Below are 16,663 nucleotides of genomic sequence, written 5' to 3' on the forward strand. Positions count from 1 at the left end.
TCAGTGGCGCCGCACGGCCACGAAACGGACCGGGGCGCCGGGCACCGCCTGCGCGGCGGCCGGCAGGTCGGCGGCGCGGACCACCGCGATCACCGGGTAGCCCCCGGTGGTCGGGTGGCCCGCGAGGAAGACCACCGGACACCCGTACGGCGGCACCTGTGCCGCCCCAACGACCATGCCCTCGCCGGGCAGTTCACCGGCACGCGCCCGTTGCAGGGCGGGCCCCTGCGTCCGCGGCCCGACCGGTGGCGCCCCGATGAGACCCGGTACACGCGTGACGTGACGTCGCGGACGTCCCGCGGCTGAACCAGCCGTCGCGCGGGCCCGGCGTCACGCGCGGCACGAGTTCGGCCGGCGGGCGCGGCTGCGGATCGACGTCCACGCGCGCGTGCGGACCCGGCGGGTCGCCAGGGGCAGCACCACGCCGTCCGCGAGCGGCGCGGCACCCAGCCAGGTCAGCAGATCCGTGGACCGGCTGCCTTCTGCGTCGTTTGGGTCGTTGTCAGACGGAGGACCTAGTCTGTGCACCGTGACTTCGCCTGCATCCACGGACAGCGTGCCGCCGCAGCTCAGTGCGGGGCCGCGCCCCGCCCCGGGCCCGGCCGCCGACGAGGGGCTGGCGCGGCGGCTGCGCGCGCTCGCCTGCACCGCGCCGCTGCACGACCTGGACGCGCGCAAGGCCAACCTCGCCGGCGAGTACTCGGTGTACGGCATGGCGGAGGTGGCCCTGGCCGCCATCGACCTGGTCACGCTCAACATGGACTTCGACACGGGCGCCGACCACGAGCAGATCGTCGCCCGGCTCATCCCGCGCATCGCCGCCCAGGCCCCGCGCCGCCCGGTGACCGAGCACGAGCGCGTGGCCCGCTGGGTCCTGGAGAACCTGATCAACGTCGGCAGCGTCGACCGCGGCTTCCGCGCCGTGTACGGCACGTTCGCGCCGGACGGCACCTACGTACGCCGCGACTACGACTTCAAACTCGTCGAGGAGGTCCCCGGCCCCGGCGGCACCGTCTATCTGCGCACCACCGACGAGGCCGTCAACGTCCTGGTCGGCGCCCTCGACACCGATGTCACCAGCGCCCAGATCGCCGCCGAGGTCAAGCTGGAGGTGCTGATCAACCGCGGCCGACTGGCCGACGCCCAACTCGCCGCGGAGCAGGCCCGCTACCGGACCGTGCAGTACTCGGAAACGCTGCGCAGGGCCCTGGAGGCCACCCGGCGCAACGTCCGCGCGGTGGACTGGCTCAACGCAGTGCCCGACATGATCGCCGAGGCCCTGGACCACGTCGCCGACCGCTATCGCCACGAGAACGCCATCCTCACCAACATCCGCAAGGCACGCGACGAGTCCGAGGACCCTGGGCACAAGCGGCGCGCCGCCGAACTGGTCGACATCGTCAAGGACTGCATCCGGCGCCACACCCAGCTCCAGTCCCGGCTGCTGGAGGCGGGCCCGCTGTTCCGCGCCGAGCAGGACCGGCAGGCCTTCGCCACCCCCCTGACCACGTCCGGCATGGACCTGTACGGCCATCTCGTCGCCCCCGTCCTGCCGCTGCCCGTCCAGCGGGCGGTCAGCGTCACGGACGCCTTCTTCGCGCGCGGCACCGGACTGCGCACACCGGTGTCGGTACGGGTCGGCGACCTGGTCGACCTCCTGCTCACCCCGCCGGTGGAGCGGGAGCACCTGGGCGCCGAGATGCCCGAGCCCGATCTGATCGCCACACCGGACGACAACCGGTTCAGCGACGAGCAACTGGCCGCGGCCACCGAACTGCTGGACCTGCCGGCGGACGCGCCACGCCGGCTGTCCGGGCTGCTCGCCGAGGCCCGCCGCCGTGACCCCGAACTGCCCTACCTGGTCGCACTGCTGGCCGTGCACGCGGCCAGCCCCCCGGTCGGCACCGCCTACCGCCAGGGCGAGGAGAAGCTGCTGTTCGCCGTGGACGACGGTACGGAACTGGACGACCCCGAGTTCGGCGGCGCCGACCTGATCGTCGGCACCGCACTGCTGGATTCGGCGGGCATGGCGGCCGACCGGACCGAGGCGGCATGACCCCATCCGACCGTCCCACCCGACCAGGCCAGCGCAGCAAGGAGCCCCGACCGTGACCGAGCACGCCGACCGCAGCGAGCCCGAGCCCGCCGCCACCCCCGCGGGCTCCGCCGTCACCCCCGCCGACGCCGCCGACGCCGCCCGGCTCGTCGCCTTCGGACTGCAGCCCAAACTGCAGCCCGCCCGCGACCAGGAATACACGGAACTGCTGCGCCGCCACCGCGAGGACCCGGCGTTCGCGCGGCTCGCGGACGCCGTGGCCGCCGGACTCGGCCTGGTCGTGCTGGAGGTGTCCCCGCGCGCGGGCATGGCGGTGACCGCCGCCGAGGACTCCGTCTTCGCCGTCCGCATGGGCGACTACGCCCGCCGCACCGCCGCCGACTCCGCCGACCGGTTCCTGCACGGCCTCGCCCATCTCGCGGTCGCCGCGCTGGCCTTCCCCCGCCCGGAGGACCTCGCCGACGACGGCTACATCGGGCGGGTCTCCGTCAACGGCGTCGACGCGTTCGTACGACAGGCATGCCGGCGCCTCGAAGAGCGGGCCGCCGAGAGGGGCGAGAACACCGACCCGGCCACCGACGCGCCCGGCCTGGAGGCCGCCTGGCGGATCTGGGTGCGGCGCAGCGCCACCGGCGCCACCAAGGACGCCCGCCGGCCGGCCGGTTCCACCACCGGCATCGTCGGCAAGGCGGTCGCCTTCCTCACCGACTCCGGCTTCCTGCAGAGAACCGGCGACGACAACGGCGGCACCTACCGCACCACCGCGCGCTACCAGCTCCAGGTCCGCGACATGGCAGGCGGTGCCGCCATGGCCGAACTGCTGGAACTCGGCGTCGTCCCGGTCACCGACGGCACCGCCAGCCTGCTGCCCGCCGAGGACACCGACGACCTGGATCTGGTGGCCGACGCCGGGCTGCCGTTCCACTCCTGACGGCCGGGCCGCCGCACCTGACCGTGGCCCCGCCCCTCTGTGTCCCTGCCCTCCGTAGCCCCGCGCCTCCTAGCCCTGCCCCTCCGAAGACCTTCCACGAGAGTCCGCCATGTACGAGCTGTCCCGGGTCCGCCTCTACTCCATCGGTCCTGCCGGTGCGCGCTACGCCGACACCGTGCTCGACCTGCGGGGCGTGGGCGAGCCGGTGCCCGACCCCGCCCCCACGCAGGCGGAGTTCTTCGAGGAGGAGCCCGTCGGACCGCCGCGCCGCCCAGCGCCCGCCGGCGTGCTCTTCCTGGAGAACGGCGGCGGCAAGTCCGTCCTGCTCAAGCTGATCTTCTCGGTGATGCTGCCGGGCCACCGCAACACCCTCGGCGGCGCCAGCTCCGGCGTGCTGCGCAAGTTCCTGCTCGCCGACGACTGCGGCCACGTGGCCCTGGAATGGCAGCACGTGCAGACCGGCGAATGCGTCGTCGTCGGCAAGGTCAGCGAATGGCGCGGACGGCAGGTCTCCAACGACCCGCGCAAGTTCGCCGAGGCATGGTACTCCTTCCGGCCGGGCCCCGGACTCAGCCTCGACAACCTCCCCGTGGCCGAGTCCACCGCCGTACGCCCGCCCGCCGAGGGCCAGTCGGGCGCCCAGGGCCGCCGGCGCACCATGAAGGGCTTCCGGGACGCCCTCAGCGAGGCGGGCAAGGCGTATCCGCACCTGGAGGTGCACTGGGAGGAGACCCACGAACGCTGGACCGAGCACCTGGGCGACCTCGGCCTCGACCCCGAACTCTTCCGTTACCAGCGGGAGATGAACGCCGACGAGGGCGAGGCGGCCGGCCTGTTCGCGGTCAAGAAGGACTCCGACTTCACCGACCTGCTGCTGCGCGCGGTCACCGACACCCGGGACACCGACGGCCTCGCCGACCTGGTCGGCGGCTTCGGCAACAAGCTGGGCCGACGCGCCGAACTGATCGCCGAACGGGACTTCACCGCCGGGTCGGTCGACCTGCTCGGCCGGATCGTCGAGGCCACCGAAGCCCGCGCACGCGCGCGTGACATCCACGCCGGCGCCGAACGCCGCACCCGCACCCTCGCCCGGCGGCTGTCCGCGCGCGGCGTCGTGGAACGGGTGCGGGCCGCCGACCTCGCCCAGCAGGTCACGGCCGCCGCGCACACCGTCACCCACTCCGAGGGCGCGCGCGAGCGCAGCGCGCTCATCGCCGCCGAACTCGCCTACCGGCACGCCTCACTGGCGCTCGCAGCCGGCGAGAAGTCGGCCACCGCGCAAAAACGCGAACTGGCCGACGCACGCACCCTGCACTCCGCCTGGCAGGCGGCCGAGGCCGTGCTGCGCCACCGCGCCGCCGCCGACCGCGTCGCGCGCGTGGCCACCGCGATCCAGGAAGCCGAACGGGACGCCGCCCCGGCCCTGGCCGCCCGTGCCAAGGCCGCCGTGGATCTCGTACGCGCTCTGCACGCCGCCGCCGAGAACGCCGAGACCCTCGCCAACGAGGGTGAGGAACGCGCGGCCGCCCTCCAGGAGGCAGGCGAGGCGGCACACCGCGACTCGACCGCCGCCGCCACCGAGGCGCAGCGCGCCCGCAGCGAGATCGGACACCTCCGACAGCGCCTGACCGAGGTCGAGCAGGAGACCGCCGAGGCGGTGCGCGCGGGCTGGCTCGACGACAGCGCCCCCGACGCGGACCCGGCCCGCGCCGCCCTCGCGGCAAGCGACGCCGAGAAGACCGCCGTGGCCGCCTGGGACACGGCCCGTGACGCGGCGCGCAAGGCGGCTGACCACGCGCGCGAAGCCGCGTCCGCCGAGTCCCGCGCCGAACTGACCGCCGCCCGGGCCGCGGACGCGGCGACCGCCGCCGACCGCGCCCACCAGGCCGAACGCCGCATCGCCGAGGCACTGGCCGCCGAGGAGCGGCTGGGCGAACTGCTCGGCCTGCCGGGCACCCGGGGCGGCACGCGGGCCGGAGTGCCCGCACCGCGCGCGGGCGGCGACACCACCCGGGACCCGGACGCGGCACCCGGCGCCCCCGCCGAGGCCCCGGACGCGGACGCCGCCCGTCCCGGCGGCGACGGACACCTCACCCCCGAGGACCTCGACCGCTTCGCCGACGAACTGCGCGCCCTGCTCGACGACTCCGTCTCCTTTGCCGAACGGCACCTCTTCGAACTGCGCACCGCCGCCGCCGACGACGCCCGCATCCTCGGCGCGCTCGGCGACGGCGGACTGCTGCCGCCCGGCCCCGACGTGCTCGCCACCGTCGAATTCCTCGGCGAACACGGCATCCCCGCGCTGCCCGGCTGGCGCTACCTCGCCCAGGCCGTCGACCCGGCCGACCACGCGCGTGTGCTCGCCGCCCGCCCCGAACTCGTCGACGGCGTGATCATCACCGACCCGGACACTCACGCCCGCGCCCGCGAAGCCCTCGGTGACGCCGCGCTGCTGCCGCGGTCCGCCGTGGCCGTCGGCACCGCCGCCGCCCTGCTCGCCCCGACCCCCGCCGCCGACGCGAGCGCCGGCGAGGTGTTCCTGGTACCGCCGAACCCGGCCATGCACGACGAGTACGCCGCCGACGAGGAACGGCAGGCGCTGCGCGCCCGGGCCGCCGAGCGGGACGAGGAGATCCGCGCGCTCGCCGCACGGCTCGCCAAGGACCGGGAACTGGCCGCGCGGCTCGCCTCCTGGCGCACCGGCTGCCCGGCGGGACGGCTCGTCGAACTGGCCGGCACCGCCCGGGACGCCGGCGCGTTCGCCGAGGAGTCCGAGGCGGAACTCGCCGAGGCCCGGACCGCGCGCGCCGAGGCCGACGAAGCCGCCGCCGAGGCCGCCCAGGCCCGCGACGAACGCCAGGAGGCCGCGCAGAAGGCCCGGCGCGCCGCCGACGCGCTCGCCGGGCTCGCCTTCCGGCTGCGTGAGCGCTCCGGCTGGCAGGCCAAGCTGCGCGAACTCGCCGACGAAGCCGCCGAGTCGGAGGCCCGGGCCCAGGTCTGCCTGGAGCGGGCCCGCGCCGCCGACGAGGATCGCCGCGCCGCCCAGCGCGCCGCCGACGACGCCCGCCGCACCGCCCGCGCGCTGCGCGCCGAACGCTCCGAGATCGCCGGCGCACCCGACGACGTGCCCGCGGCCGAGGGCGACGCCGACGCCTCGAAGGCGTCCCTGCCCGCCCTCCGCGAGGCCTACCGCGCCGCCTCCCAGGTGTACGAGAAGGTGGGCGTCGGGGCCGATCTGCGCGCCGAGCAGGCCCGCGCGGAGAGCGACGAGAGCGCGGCCCGCGCCGAACTGGACCGGCTCAGCAACAAGGTCCGCACCCGGGCCGAACAACTGCTGCAGTCGCCCGACGGCTCCGACGGCCCCTCCCGGCAGGCCGCCGCCGCACGCGCCGAGGAACTGGTCCAGCTCCTGGAGACCCGCATGTCCGCCGCGAGCGAGCAACTGGGCCGGCTGCGCGGCGAGGCCGAACGGCACGCCCCCGAGGACGGCGGCGCGCACACCGAACTGCCCGAAGAACTCCTCCCGCGCGACGCCGAGCACGCCCAGGCGCTGCTGCGCACCGCCACGACCGAACTCGCCTCCCGCACCGAAGCGTTGGCCCAGGCACGCGACGCGCACGCCGAACTGCTCGCGGCCCACCGCGCGGCCGAGGACGCGGCCGGCGGCTTCGACGAGGTCGCGGCCATGCTCCGCGACCTGCTGCGCGAGCACACAGCCGACGAGGAGCAGGAGGAACCCGAGCCGTACCCCGGCTCCCTGGAGGAGGCCAGACGGTCCGCCGCGGAGGCCCGCCGCTCGCTGCGTGGCTGCGCCGCCGACCTGTCCGCCGCCGAGGCCGCCGTGCGGGAGGCCGGCGACGTCCTGGTCCGGCACGCCAACTCGACCCGCTACGAGCAGGTGCGCACCCCCGCCCGGCAGCAGATCCGCGAGCTGCCCGCCGCCGCGCTGCCCGAGCACGCCCAGAAGTGGGCCGCCGCCTTCGCCCCCCGACTGCGGGTCCTCACCGATGAGTTGGCGCAGCTCGAACGCAACCGCGACTCCATCGTGGACCGGCTGCGCGGACTGGTCGAGTCGGCGCTCGCCACCCTGCGCTCCGCCCAGCGGCTGTCCCGGCTGCCTGAAGGGCTCGGCGAGTGGTCGGGACAGGAATTCCTGCGCATCCGCTTCGAGGAACCCGACCAGGCCACGCTCACCGAACGGCTCGGCGAGGTGATCGACGAGGCGACCCGCGCCGCCCTGAAGAAGAACTCCGACCTGCGGCGCGATGGCATGTCCCTGCTGCTCCGCGGGGTCGCCGCCGCGCTGCGGCCCAAGGGCGTGGCCGTCGAGATCCTCAAGCCGGACGCCGTCCTGCGCGCCGAACGCGTCCCCGTCGGACAGATGGGCGACGTCTTCTCCGGCGGCCAGCTGCTCACCGCCGCGATCGCCCTGTACTGCACGATGGCCGCCCTGCGGTCGAACGACCGCGGACGGGACAGGCACCGGCACGCCGGCACCCTGTTCCTCGACAACCCCATCGGCCGCGCCAACGCCACCTATCTGCTGGAGCTGCAACGCGCCGTCTCCGACGCGCTCGGCGTGCAGCTCCTCTACACCACCGGCCTGTTCGACACGACGGCACTGGCCGAGTTCCCGCTGGTCATCCGCTTGCGCAACGATGCCGACCTGCGAGCCGGGCTGAAGTACATCAGCGTGGAGGAACACCTGCGGCCGGGACTTCCGCAGCAGGCCACGGCCGGGGAAGCGGTGCACAGCGAGATCACGGCGACCCGCATGTTCAAACGCCCGGCGCCCAGCACGCCCTGACCGGGACAGGCCGAGCGCCACGGCCGCCGGCGGGCGGCCACGGCGCCGGTCGGCGCCGCCCCCGCCCTCAGGGCCTCAGGAGTGCGACAGCTGGCCGGTGCCGCCGCGCCTGCGTATCCGCTCCCGTTCCCGCGCGGCGGCCTTCGCCTGCCGCCGGGCGGCGCGCCGCTCCCGGCGCAGCGACCGCGCCGTGCTGCTCGGCACCGACACCACGCCATTGCGCTGGTTCCAGACCTGGCGCGTCACCCAGACGTCGAGCACGCCCCAGGTGGCGACCACCGTGCTGGCGACACTGCTGATGACCATCGGGAAGGCCAGCCAGGACCCGGCCAGCGTGCACAGAAAGGCCACCATCGCCTGCATCAGCGTCACCGCGATGATGATCACCGCCCGCACCGCCGCCGTACGCACCGGATCGGGCAGCCGGCGTCTGCGCGCGGGTTCCTCGACCCACAACGGCCGATACCCCGGCTGACGCCGTACCCCGGCGGCCGCGTCCTCGGGCGCCTCGCGCCGCTCCGCCGTGCCCATCACCATGTCACTCCCCACCGCCGGCAGACCACTCCTCCGGCGCCCCGAGGCACCGGCTCCCCTGTGGTTGCCCGGCTTGCGCTGTTTTACGCCGCCAGGATGGTGGATGCGGCTCCTGTGGCCGATTCCGCCCCCATTTCCCGTAGAGAAGGACGAACGGCGCGTCAGGAAGATTCCCGGCCCCGGAAGAATTTCGGCCAACCGGCCCGGCACACCGGACCGGACACCCGAACCGCGCACGCCCCAGCCGAGGCGGCCATCTCCCGTAATGCCCGGACAACTCGCCATGTCCCAGAAGTGAAGGTGAAGTTCAGGCTCCGGACACGCCTTCGAGTTGACCCTGCGACGGTAGTAGGCTCGCGCCGTTTGTTGACGCACCTGTGCACCCCCGTCCGCAGGGGGACCGAGCTGGGGGAGGCCATGCGTTTTCGCGGGAAGTCGATCCGCCGGAAGATCGTGGCGCTGCTTCTCGTGCCGCTGGTGTCCCTGGCCGCCATCTGGGGCTTTGCGACCGTGCTCACGGGGCGGGAGGTGGCTCGGGTCTTCGAGGTGTCGCACGTGGTGGAGAAGATCGAGTACCCCACCGAGGACGCCGTCCGCGCCCTGCAGCAGGAACGCCGCCAGACCCTCGTCCATCTCGCCGACCCGCGCGCCTCCGACGCCCTCGGCGCCCTGCGCCGGACCCGGACGGCCACCGACGAGGCCATCGCCGAGATCCGCAAGAACGCCGAGACCTCCGGCGTCCGCGACAGCATGAGCGCGGGCGACGTCGAACGGCTCACCGCGGTCCTGGACGCGCTCGACGGCGTCGACTCCCTGCGCCGCAGCGTCGAGGACGGCACGGTCACCCGCCATCAGGCCCTCGACCTCTACAACCGCGTCGTCGACCCCTGCTACTCGCTGCTGGCGAGCCTCGACGGCGTCGACGACGTGGAGATGGACACGCAGGCACGCGCCCTCGTCAACGTCAACCGCGCCCGCGAACTCCTCTCCCGCGAGGACGCCCTGCTCGGCTCCGCCCTGGTGGTCGGCAGGCTCTCCCGGGACGAGACCCGCGACATCTCCGACCTCGTGGCCCAGCGCACCCTCCTGTACGACATCAGCCTGCCGCTGCTGCCGGCTGCCGAACGCGACCGCTACGACCGGTTCTGGAGGAGCGCCACCACCGCGCCGGTGCGGGTGGCCGAGGAGGCGGTCATCGGCTCCGGGGCGGGCGCCGCGAACGAGGTCAGCGCCAAGAGCTGGGACGCCGCCGCGGGTACCGTGCTCGAAGAACTGGGCACCCTCGACGACCAGGTCGGCGACCGCTATCAGGACCGCACCCGCCCCGTCGCGGTGAGCGTGATCATCCAGGCGGCCGTCGCCGGGCTGCTGGGACTGGCGGCGCTGCTCACCTCCCTCGTCCTGTCCGTGCGGGTCGGCCGCGGACTCATCCGCGATCTGCGGCAACTGCGTCTGGAGGCGCACGAGGCGTCCGCCGTCCGGCTGCCCAGTGTGATGCGCCGCCTGTCCGCGGGTGAGAAGATCGACGTGGAGACCGAGGCCCCACGCCTTGAGTACGACAAGAACGAGATCGGCGAGGTCGGCCAGGCACTCAACACCCTCCAGCACGCCGCCGTCGAAGCCGCCGTCAAGCAGGCCGAACTGCGGGCCGGGGTCTCCGAGGTCTTCGTCAACCTCGCCCGGCGCAGCCAGGTGCTGCTGCACAAGCAGCTCACCCTGCTCGACAGCATGGAACGCAGGACCGAGGACACCGACGAACTCGCCGATCTCTTCCGCCTCGACCACCTCACCACCCGCATGCGCCGGCACGCCGAGGGTCTGGTGATCCTCTCCGGCGCCGCCCCCTCCCGGCAGTGGCGCAAACCCGTCCAGCTGATGGACGTCGTCCGCGCCGCCGTCGCCGAGGTCGAGGACTACGAGCGGATCGAGGTCCGCCGGCTGCCGCGCGTCGCCGTCACCGGCCCGGCCGTCGCCGACCTCACCCACCTGGTGGCCGAACTGCTGGAGAACGCCACCGTGTTCTCCCCGCCGCACACGGCGGTCCAGGTCCTCGGCGAGCGGGTCGCCAACGGCTTCACGCTGGAGATCCACGACCGGGGCCTCGGCATGGCGGCCGAAGCGCTGCTGGAGGCCAACCTGCGGCTCGCCGAGACACCGGAGTTCGAACTCTCCGACACGGACCGGCTCGGCCTGTTCGTGGTCAGCCGCCTCGCCCAGCGCCAGAACGTCCGCGTCTCCCTGCAGCCCTCTCCCTACGGCGGCACCACCGCGGTGGTCTTCATCCCCGACGTGCTGCTGACCGACGACGTCCCCGACACCAACGGCGTCGGCTTCCGCCTCGACCGGGACCGGACCGGGCGGGAGGCCGACCGGGAGGAGCGGCGGGCCGCCCTCGCCCAGGTGCCGGTGCAACTGCCGGGCCTGCCCGCGCCGGTCCTGGACGGCCCGGTGGAACTGGAGGGGCCCGTCGGCCTGGACGCCCTCGACAACCTCCCGGGCGCCCTCACCGACGAGCACAGTGAACGCGGCGGCATCTTCCGCGCCCGCCGCTCCCTCGCCCGTGCCGACGAGGAGGCCGCGGGCCGCACCGGCGCGGATCATCGGCCGGCCTCCGGCACGGCGGACCGGGCGGGGACCGACGACCCTTCGGACGCCCTGGTGCCGCTGCCCCGCCGACGGACGCCCAAGCTGGTCAGCTCACACGGCCGACCGGTCAAGGAGCAGCGGTCCCACCGGGGCGAGGACGACGAGCCGTCCCCGGCCGGCCCGCCCGGCGCCGAACCCCGTCTGGCGCCGCTGCCCTCCCGACGCCGGGACGAGACGCCCCCACGCTCCGGCACCGGATCCACGGCCCGTTTCGACGCACGCGCGCAACCCCCGGCCGACGGCCCGGAAGATCCCTCCGCGGCCCCCAAGCTCCCCCGGCGCACCAGTGGCCCGGACAACCGCACCGACGGCGAGGGCGGCACCGCCCCGCCGGCCGGCGCCACACCGCAGGAGACCCCGTCCGGCACGGGACCGCTGCCCAGGCGCGTACGGCAGGCCAGCCTCGCCCCGCAGCTCAAGCAGGGTTCTGCGGGACGGCCCGGGCGCGAGACGGAACCCGCCGAACGCGACGCCGAAGAGGTGCGCAGCCGGATGGCCTCGCTCCAGCGCGGCTGGCAGCGCGGCCGGGAGGAGAACGCCGCGGGCGACGGAGCCCGCAACGGCACAGCACAAGGAACGACTAAGGGGGACGGTCGATGACCGCACCAAAGGCGACCGGCCACACCGCACCGGACAAGGGCGCGCTCAACTGGCTCCTCGACGACCTCGTCGACCGGGTCGCCAGCATCCGCAAGGCCGTCGTGCTCTCCGGCGACGGACTGGCCACGGGTGTGTCGAAGGATCTGACCCGGGAGGACAGCGAGCACCTGGCCGCCGTCGCGTCCGGGTTCCACAGCCTCGCCAAGGGCGTGGGCCGGCACTTCGAGGCGGGCAGCGTCCGCCAGACGGTCGTCGAACTCGACGAGGCCTTCCTCTTCGTGACGGCGGCCGGCGACGGCAGCTGCCTGGCCGTCCTCTCCGACGCGGACTCCGACGTCGGCCAGGTCGCCTACGAGATGACGCTCCTCGTCAAGCGGGTCGGCGCGCATCTGGGCACCGCCCCGCGTACCGATCTGACCGCGGGCGGGTAGTGGGATGACATGAGCGGAGACGGTCAGGGAAGAAGCCACTGGTTCGACGACGAGGCCGGACCGGTCGTCCGTCCGTACGCCATGACGCGCGGCCGCACCACCACTGCCGGCCAGCACCGCCTCGACCTGATCGCGGTGGTCGTCACGGAACCCCACGCGGGCGACCCGGAAGCGGACCAGTCGCTGTCCCCGGAACACGTGGACATCGTCGAACTCTGCCGGAACACCCCCCAGTCGGTGGCCGAACTCGCCGCGGAACTCGACCTGCCCATCGGCGTCGTACGGGTCCTCGTCGGCGACCTCGTGGCCGCGGAACTCGTCCATGTGACACGTCCCGTACCGCCTGCGGAACTGCCCGACGAGAGTATTCTGCGCGACGTGATCAACGGCCTGCGGGCGCTGTGACCGGCGCGGAAGCGGAGAAGTGACGTGACAGGCTGGCAGTTCTGGGTCGACCGGGGCGGTACCTTCACCGACATCGTCGCGCGGCGCCCGGACGGCCGCCTGCTCACGCACAAACTGCTGTCCGACAACCCCGCGCGCTACGCCGACGCGGCCGTCGCCGGCGTACGAGCACTCCTCGACGGCTCCCCGGAACCCATCGAGACCGTCCGCATGGGCACGACCGTCGCCACCAACGCCCTCCTGGAACGCAAGGGCGAGCGCACCCTGCTGGTCATCACCCGCGGATTCCGCGACGCCCTGCGCATCGCCTACCAGAACCGCCCCCACATCTTCGCCCGGCGCATCGACCTGCCCCAGCTGCTGTACGAACGGGTCGTCGAGGTCGACGAGCGGACCGCGGCCGACGGCACCGTGCTCAGCGCACCCGACCTGGACGCCCTGCGAGGGCCGCTCCAGGAGGCGTACGACGACGGGATCCGCGCCGTCGCCGTCGTGTGCATGCACAGCCATCTGCACCCCGCCCACGAGCAGGCGATCGGCGAACTGGCCGCCCGTACCGGCTTCCCGCAGATCTCGTTGTCCAGCGAGGTCAGCCCCCTGATGAAGCTCGTCCCACGCGGCGACACCGCGGTCGTCGACGCCTACCTGTCGCCCGTGCTGCGCCGCTACGTCCAGCACGTCGCAGGCGAACTCCAGGGCGTACGGCTGATGTTCATGCAGTCGAACGGCGGGCTCGCCGAAGCCGGACAGTTCCGCGGCAAGGACGCCATCCTGTCCGGGCCCGCCGGCGGAATCGTCGGCATGGCCCGCATGTCGCGGCTCGCCGGCTTCGACCGGGTCATCGGCTTCGACATGGGCGGCACCTCCACCGACGTGTCCCACTTCGCGGGCGAGTACGAACGCGTCTTCACCACGCAGATCGCCGGCGTCCGGCTGCGCGCGCCCATGCTGGACATCCACACCGTCGCCGCCGGCGGCGGCTCGGTCCTGCACTTCGACGGCTCCCGTTACCGGGTCGGCCCCGACTCGGCGGGCGCGGACCCAGGACCCGCCTGCTACCGCGGCGGCGGCCCGCTCGCCGTCACCGACGCCAACGTCATGCTGGGCCGTATCCAACCAGCGCACTTTCCCGCCGTCTTCGGCCCCGAGGGCGACCGGCCCCTGGACGACGCGCTCGTCCGGGACCGGTTCACCGCGCTCGCGCGCGAGATCCGCGAGCGGACCGGAGACGACCGCACCCCCGAGCAGGTCGCGGAGGGCTTCCTGCAGATCGCCGTCGCCAACATCGCCAACGCGGTGAAGCGGATCTCCGTCCAGAAGGGGCACGACGTCACCCGGTACGCCCTCACCACCTTCGGCGGGGCGGGCGGACAGCACGCCTGCATGGTCGCCGACTCGCTCGGCATCCGCACCGTCCTCGTGCCCCCCATGGCCGGTGTCCTGTCCGCGCTCGGCATCGGCCTCGCCGACACCACCGCGATGCGCGAGCAGTCCGTCGAGGCACCGCTGGAGGCCGCCTCCATGCCGGGCGTCCGCAAGACCGCCGACGACCTGGAGACCGCGGCCCGCGCTGAACTCCTGGCCGAGGACGTCCCGGAGGGCCGCATCGAGGTCACCCGCCGCGCCCAGCTCCGCTACGACGGCACGGACACCGTCCTCACCGTCGAGCTGACCGAGCCCGACACCATGAGGCACGCCTTCGAAGAACGTCATCGCGCCACGTACTCCTTCACCCTCGACCGCCCCGTCGTGGTCGAAGCCCTCTCCGTCGAAGCCACCGGCATCACCCCACCCCCGGATCTGTCCGCCCTCACCGCCTACGAGGGCCGCGCCACCGCGCCCGAGACCGTCCGCCTCCACACCGGCGGCGCCTGGCGCGACGTACCCCTCCACCGCCGTGAGGCGCTGCCACCCGGACGGATCGTCACCGGCCCCGCGATCATCACCGAGGCCAGCGCGACGACCGTCGTCGACGACGGCTGGAAGGCCGCGACGACCGACGACGGGCATCTGGTCTTGGAACGCGCGGCGATTACAGAGAGTTCCGATCTCGACACGAAAGTCGACCCGGTTCTGCTGGAGGTCTTCAACAACCTGTTCATGTCCATCGCCGAGCAGATGGGCGCCCGGCTGGAGTCCACCGCGCAGTCCGTGAACATCAAGGAACGCCTCGACTTCTCCTGCGCCCTGTTCGACCCGGACGGAAACCTGGTGGCCAACGCGCCGCACATCCCCGTCCACCTCGGCTCGATGGGCACCAGCGTCAAAGAGGTCATCCGCCGCCGCGGCGACTCGATGCGGCCCGGCGACACCTACGCCGTCAACGACCCCTACCACGGCGGCACCCACCTGCCGGACGTCACCGTCATCACGCCCGTGTTCGGCACGGACAGTGACCGGATCCTCTTCTACGTCGCCTCCCGCGGCCACCACGCCGAGATCGGCGGCATCGCGCCCGGCTCGATGCCCGCCGACAGCCGCACCATCGAGGAGGAAGGCGTCCTCTTCGACAACTGGCTGCTCGCCGAGGACGGCCGCTTCCGCGAGGAGGAGACGCTGCGCCTGCTCACCGAGGCGCCGTACCCCACGCGCAACGCCGGAACCAACCTCGCCGACCTGCGCGCGCAGATCGCCGCCAACCAGAAGGGCGTCGACGAGGTCGGCCGCATGATCGAGGACTTCGGGCTCGACGTCGTCCAGGCCTACATGCGGCACGTCCAGGACAACGCCGAGGAAGCCGTCCGCCGCGTCATCGACGCGCTGGACGACGGGGAGTACGCCTACGAGACCGACTCCGGCGCCGTCATCCGGGTACGCGTGCGCGTGGACCGCGCAGGCCGCGCCGCGACCATCGACTTCACCGGGACGTCCGCGCAGCTCGCCACCAACTTCAACGCGCCGTTCTCGGTCGTCAACGCCGCCGTCCTGTATGTCTTCCGCACCCTCGTCGCCGACGACATCCCGCTCAACGACGGCTGTCTGCGCCCCCTGGAGATCATCGTGCCGGACGGCTCGATGCTCGCTCCCGAGCCGCCCGCCGCCGTGGTCGCGGGCAACGTCGAGACCTCCCAGTCCATCACCGGCGCCCTCTACGCGGCCCTCGGTGTCCAGGCCGAGGGCTCCGGGACCATGAACAACGTCACCTTCGGCAACGAGCGGCACCAGTACTACGAGACCGTCGCCTCAGGGTCCGGCGCCGGCGACGGCTTCCCCGGCGCGAGCGTCGTGCAGACCCACATGACCAACTCGCGGCTCACCGATCCCGAAGTCCTCGAATGGCGACTGCCCGTGCAACTCGACGAGTTCGCGATCCGGCGGGGGAGCGGCGGGAACGGACGGTGGTCCGGCGGGGACGGCGCGGTGCGCCGCATCCGGTTCCACGAGGCCATGACCGTCTCCACACTGTCCCAGCACCGCAGGGTCGCGCCCTACGGCATGGCGGGCGGCAGTCCGGGCGCGCTCGGCGCCAACCGCGTGGAGCGGGCCGACGGCTCGGTCACCGAACTCGCCGGAAGCGACTCGGCGGACGTCGGCCCCGGCGATGTACTCGTCATCGAAACCCCAGGTGGCGGCGGCTACGGCCGGCCGGCACCCCACCCCCATCAAGCAGGAGAAGAGACCGATGATCTTCGGGCGTTCTGAGCGCGGCAAGCCTCCGGTCGAGCCCGTCACGCTCAAGATCCTGGTGGCCGGCGGTTTCGGCGTGGGCAAGACGACCCTCGTCGGCGCGGTCAGCGAGATCAGGCCACTGCGCACGGAGGAACTGCTCACCGAGGCCGGACGCCCGGTGGACGACACCAGCGGCGTGGAGGGCAAGCACACCACGACCGTGGCCATGGACTTCGGCCGGATCACGCTCCGCGAGGACCTGGTCCTGTACCTGTTCGGCACCCCGGGGCAGGAGCGGTTCTGGTTCATGTGGGACGAGCTGTCCGAGGGCGCGCTCGGCGCGGTCGTCCTCGCAGACACCCGCCGACTGGAGGACTGCTTCGCCGCCGTCGACTACTTCGAACGGCGTTCCATACCCTTCGTCGTCGGCGTCAACTGCTTCGAGGGAGCGTCGCGTTATCCGGCGGACGACGTCCGTCAGGCCCTGGACCTGGACGACGGCGTGCCGCTCGTGCTGTGCGACGCCCGCGACCGCCGGTCGGTCAAGGACGTGCTCATCGAAGTCGTCCAGCACGCGATGGCGTACGGCGCCGAGCGCCGGCAGTCCGTCACCACCTGAGCGGACCGGCGCACGGTCCGCACCC

9 protein-coding genes and 1 pseudogene are annotated in these 16,663 nt (G+C 73.5%); 8 read left to right on the forward strand and 2 right to left on the reverse strand.

Features of this window, described 5'->3' with window-relative positions; genetic code table 11:
* Window positions 1–480, reverse strand: a pseudogene (locus ACIRFL_RS09225) (allophanate hydrolase subunit 2 family protein); the annotation flags it as partial.
* A 49-nt stretch (window positions 481–529) separates the two neighbouring features.
* On the opposite strand from ACIRFL_RS09225, the gene ACIRFL_RS09230 reads away from it, so the two are divergent.
* From ACIRFL_RS09230 to ACIRFL_RS09240, 3 genes are all read left to right on the forward strand, one after another.
* Window positions 530–2,056 carry a hypothetical protein gene (locus ACIRFL_RS09230; protein WP_404025691.1) on the forward strand — a complete coding sequence of 509 codons (1,527 nt, stop codon included), beginning with the start codon at window positions 530–532 and terminating at the stop codon, window positions 2,054–2,056.
* Between the two features lie 52 nt (window positions 2,057–2,108).
* Window positions 2,109–2,987, forward strand: coding sequence for a hypothetical protein (locus ACIRFL_RS09235; protein ID WP_404025694.1), 879 nt, complete (start codon window positions 2,109–2,111; stop codon window positions 2,985–2,987).
* A gap of 109 nt (window positions 2,988–3,096) precedes the next feature.
* Window positions 3,097–7,794, forward strand: a complete 4,698-nt coding sequence (locus ACIRFL_RS09240; protein WP_404025696.1) for a hypothetical protein — start codon at window positions 3,097–3,099, stop codon at window positions 7,792–7,794.
* A 75-nt stretch (window positions 7,795–7,869) separates the two neighbouring features.
* Here the strand turns inward: ACIRFL_RS09240 and ACIRFL_RS09245 are convergent, their stop codons facing one another.
* Window positions 7,870–8,325 (reverse strand): hypothetical protein, encoded by a 456-nt coding sequence (locus tag ACIRFL_RS09245; RefSeq protein WP_404025753.1) that lies wholly within the window; start codon window positions 8,323–8,325, stop codon window positions 7,870–7,872.
* Window positions 8,326–8,745: 420 nt separating this feature from the next.
* On the opposite strand from ACIRFL_RS09245, the gene ACIRFL_RS09250 reads away from it, so the two are divergent.
* Genes ACIRFL_RS09250 through ACIRFL_RS09270 form a run of 5 tightly spaced genes read left to right on the forward strand, consistent with a single transcriptional unit; the run spans window position 8,746 to window position 16,638 of the window.
* Complete coding sequence (locus tag ACIRFL_RS09250; RefSeq protein ID WP_404025698.1) at window positions 8,746–11,574, forward strand: nitrate- and nitrite sensing domain-containing protein; 2,829 nt, start codon at window positions 8,746–8,748, stop codon at window positions 11,572–11,574.
* Complete coding sequence (locus ACIRFL_RS09255) at window positions 11,571–12,005, forward strand: roadblock/LC7 domain-containing protein (RefSeq protein ID WP_404025700.1); 435 nt, start codon at window positions 11,571–11,573, stop codon at window positions 12,003–12,005. The genes ACIRFL_RS09250 and ACIRFL_RS09255 overlap by 4 nt, the downstream gene beginning before the upstream one ends.
* A 9-nt stretch (window positions 12,006–12,014) precedes the next feature.
* Window positions 12,015–12,410 carry a DUF742 domain-containing protein gene (locus ACIRFL_RS09260; RefSeq protein WP_404025701.1) on the forward strand — a complete coding sequence of 132 codons (396 nt, stop codon included), beginning with the start codon at window positions 12,015–12,017 and terminating at the stop codon, window positions 12,408–12,410.
* A 24-nt stretch (window positions 12,411–12,434) separates the two neighbouring features.
* Window positions 12,435–16,052, forward strand: coding sequence for a hydantoinase B/oxoprolinase family protein (locus ACIRFL_RS09265; RefSeq protein ID WP_404025703.1), 3,618 nt, complete (start codon window positions 12,435–12,437; stop codon window positions 16,050–16,052).
* A complete protein-coding gene (locus tag ACIRFL_RS09270) occupies window positions 16,033–16,638 on the forward strand; it encodes a GTP-binding protein (RefSeq protein WP_404025707.1) in 606 nt (201 codons plus the stop codon). The genes ACIRFL_RS09265 and ACIRFL_RS09270 overlap by 20 nt, the downstream gene beginning before the upstream one ends.
* Window positions 16,639–16,663 lie beyond the last annotated feature (25 nt).

Source organism: Streptomyces sp. NPDC102462, from assembly GCF_044765425.1.
Classification (GTDB): Bacteria; Actinomycetota; Actinomycetes; order Streptomycetales; family Streptomycetaceae; genus Streptomyces.

Coding starts and splice junctions, on each gene's coding strand:
- ACIRFL_RS09240 (WP_404025696.1), top strand. CDS start 3,097: ATGTACGAGCTGTCCCGGGTCCGCCTCTACTCCATCGGTCCTGCCGGT.
- ACIRFL_RS09245 (WP_404025753.1), bottom strand. CDS start 8,325: ATGGGCACGGCGGAGCGGCGCGAGGCGCCCGAGGACGCGGCCGCCGGG.
- ACIRFL_RS09250 (WP_404025698.1), top strand. CDS start 8,746: ATGCGTTTTCGCGGGAAGTCGATCCGCCGGAAGATCGTGGCGCTGCTT.
- ACIRFL_RS09255 (WP_404025700.1), top strand. CDS start 11,571: ATGACCGCACCAAAGGCGACCGGCCACACCGCACCGGACAAGGGCGCG.
- ACIRFL_RS09260 (WP_404025701.1), top strand. CDS start 12,015: ATGAGCGGAGACGGTCAGGGAAGAAGCCACTGGTTCGACGACGAGGCC.
- ACIRFL_RS09270 (WP_404025707.1), top strand. CDS start 16,033: ATGATCTTCGGGCGTTCTGAGCGCGGCAAGCCTCCGGTCGAGCCCGTC.